2 protein-coding genes and 1 pseudogene are annotated in these 1,929 nt (G+C 62.3%); 1 reads left to right on the forward strand and 2 read right to left on the reverse strand.

All coding sequences use genetic code 11. From position 1 onward, the window contains the following. Positions 1-66: 66 nt before the first annotated feature. Entirely contained in the window at positions 67-759 is a 693-nt protein-coding gene (locus tag EN969_RS28880) for a glutathione S-transferase family protein (protein ID WP_013532474.1), read from the reverse strand. Between the two features lie 59 nt (positions 760-818). Here EN969_RS28880 and EN969_RS28885 point away from each other — a divergent pair. Continuing rightward, a pseudogene (locus EN969_RS28885) lies at positions 819-1,327 on the forward strand (DinB family protein). 97 nt (positions 1,328-1,424) lie between these two features. Here the strand turns inward: EN969_RS28885 and EN969_RS28890 are convergent. After that, the coding region (locus EN969_RS28890; RefSeq protein ID WP_245467548.1) for a LysR substrate-binding domain-containing protein at positions 1,425-1,929 on the reverse strand (505 nt) is incomplete at its 5' end.

Consider the following 1,929-nt stretch of genomic DNA (forward strand, 5'->3'; position numbering starts at 1 on the left):
GGCAAAGGCTGCCACGAAGGCCGGCAAGCCAAAGAAGGCGGCCAAGTAAGTTACTGCTTTACGGCGTCAAGCCGCGGCGGCGACCTTTCGCCCCAGCCCGCCATGCAGGTCGAGGCAGCGGGCGAACCACTGCGCCACCACGTCGCCGTCGTCGAGCAATTGGTAGGGCGAGGCTATGCGCGCCCATTGCAAGGCGCCGAAGACGATATAGTCGCCAAACAGCGGCGCCGCGCCGCCGATGAACGGCTGATAGAAGAGCATCGAGCGCAATGGCTCCAGCGAGGCTCTGAAAGTGCCGAGCCCGGCCTCCCTGGCGGCCGTCACCTCCTCCAGCCTCTTGCCAAGACGCTGCTCCCGGCTTTGGCGGAAATAGACGGCGTTTTCCGCGTCCTGCATGGCATGAAGGTCCATGATGGCCGCGGTGGTCACGTAGGGATGAATGGTCACTTGCGACCAGCGTTCGATGAAGCGCGCCATCGCCTCGCCGCCTTCACCGCCAAACAGCGTCGGCCGGTCCGGATAGGCTTCATCGAGATAGAGCGCGATGGCGAAAGAATCCGCGAGGACTGTCTCGCCGTCGCGGATCACCGGAACGGTTTTCGAAACGCCGCCCTCGACAGCGGGCACCTCGAGAAAGCGCGTCGGTACGGTTGATATGTCGAGCCCCTTGTGGGCAAGCGCCATCGCCACCTTCCAGCAATGCGGGCTGAACGGACGTGTGCTGTCGCGTCCGACGAGATCATAAAGCAGAATGGTCATTGGCGGCGGCTCCCGTGCGGGTTAGGTAGGCCCCGCATCGACGCGAGCCGAGGGAAGCCATGAGACAGCATTTCATGATGTTTGCGGCCTATAATCAATGGGCCAACGGTCGCATCTATGATGCCGCCGCCGAACTCGATGATGAGGAATTCAACCGCGATGTCGGCGCCTTCTTCGGCTCGATGATGGGCACGCTCAACCACCTTTTGACTGCCGACCGCATCTGGATGAAGCGCTTCACCGGGGAGGGCGACGCGCCGACGACACTGGACGCTATCCTGCATCGGGGGTTGACCGGCCTGCGGGCGGCGCGTGAAGCCGAGGACAGGCGGATCATCGATTGGGTCGGCGGCCTCAATGACAAGGCGTTGACGGGCCGGTTCACCTACATGACCGTCTCGGACATGCGCATTCGCAAAGGCTGGCGCCGGCGCTGGACCATGTCTTCAACCACCAGACCCACCATCGCGGCCAGGCGCATACGATCTTGACCATCCTGGGACGGCCAAGCCTGGGGTTGGACCTGATGCTTTTCCAGCGGACCGAGGAGGGCAGGGCTTTCGCCTGATCCGGTGGCGTTTGCGTAGTCAGTCCGAAGGTTGTGCCGGCCGTCGCTGCATTTTGTGCTGCAGCATCGTCTTTGCATCAGTAGGCACCGGATGGATTCAGGCAGCCGTCGAAGCCTCGCCCCTGATTTCGTTGTCCAACTGGGACTGGGTCAGGGCCGCTTCCGCCATGACCCACTGCTTGAACAACTGGACCTTGCGTGCGGCAAGGCCTTTCAGCGGAGAGACAAAATACCAGCCAGCCGTGTTCGGATGATGGACGGCGAAGGGAGCCACCAGCCTTTCGGCGCGGATGTCGCTGGCCATATAGGCACGGTTGGCCACCGCAAAGCCCATCCCGGAATTGGCTGCCTCGTAGGACATCATGCACGAGTCGAAATAGATGCTCTTGGTCTCGCTGAGCACGAAGCTGGCGCCGGCGAAACCAAGCCAGGACTGCCAATTCTGGGTGCAGGTGTCGGAATGCAGCAGGGTGAAGTGCTTGAGGTCGTCCGGTGTCACCTTCGACAGCCGCTTGTCGCCGAGGACTTCGTGGAACAGCTTGCGGCTGCACACCGGTGTCAGGTCTTCGCGAAACAGCAGATCGGACTGCAGCCCGTGAAAG

Source organism: Mesorhizobium sp. M7A.F.Ca.CA.003.01.2.1, from assembly GCF_003998945.1.
Classification (GTDB): Bacteria; Pseudomonadota; Alphaproteobacteria; order Rhizobiales; family Rhizobiaceae; genus Mesorhizobium; species Mesorhizobium ciceri.